Source organism: Blautia sp. Marseille-P2398, from assembly GCF_964240315.1.
In the GTDB taxonomy this organism is placed as follows: Bacteria; Bacillota; Clostridia; order Lachnospirales; family Lachnospiraceae; genus Blautia_A; species Blautia_A wexlerae.
This window is the reverse complement of record NZ_CAXSTD010000048.1, coordinates 1-798: the sequence shown is the minus strand read 5'-3', so window position 1 is coordinate 798 and position 798 is coordinate 1. Positions and strand designations below refer to the sequence as shown.

Annotated in this window: 1 protein-coding gene; it reads right to left on the bottom strand. The window is 39.7% G+C overall.

Going from position 1 to position 798, the window contains the following annotated elements; genetic code table 11:
- Nucleotides 1-109 precede the first annotated feature (109 nt).
- On the bottom strand, nucleotides 110-798 hold a 689-nt coding region (locus ACESZG_RS18910; protein WP_347472319.1), incomplete at its 5' end, for an IS110 family transposase.

The window sequence follows — 798 nt, the reverse complement described above, 5'->3', positions numbered from 1 at the left end:
AAAAACTGAACCTTGACAACAAATGTTTTCAACAATTATGAAAGCATCACTATAAAGCAGTCACAGTATTGGCTGCCTGTAGTGAGAGATTGATCGTATTTAAGAAAGGCTAGCTTTGAGCTTCCACATGATAACCATGTTTTTCCAATTCCCGTATATAACGAGAAAGCTGTTTTTGTTCACAGTGCTTACGTCTTGTTTCAAAACAGGATTCGTCAAATAGAGTTCCTTGTTTTAACATTGTGTAGATGATGACAAGAAGTTTTCGGGCAAGTGCGACAATCGCTTTTTTGGCTCCTTTTTTCTGTTTGATTCTCCAGTACCATGCCGAAAGATAAGTGTTGCGTTTCCCTGCAATCACCCAGGCAATTTCGCAGAGCATACTTTTTATGTAAGGATTGCCTTTTGTGACAGAGGTGCTTTTTCGTTTTCCAGCACTTTCGTTATTACCTGGGCACAAACCGGCCCATGAGCAGATGTGTTCCGCAGTTTTAAACGGCTTCATATCAATACCGATTTCAGCAATAATTGCACAGGAAGCAGTTGTGCTTATTCCATAGATGCTATTCAACTGCTCAACCTGCAGGGCAAATGGAGCCATATCTTCCTCGAGACTCGTTTCAATTTCAGCAAGATGTTTCTTTAAAGAATCATAATGAGTCATGAGAATCCTTAAAAATGCCTTTTGGTGTTCTGACAGTGTTCCGTTCACGGACATGAGAATTTCATCAATACGGTTTCTGGTCTTGGTTTTGAGACAAGAATCTAAAGCAGTTTTATCAATCTGCCCATGTTCAA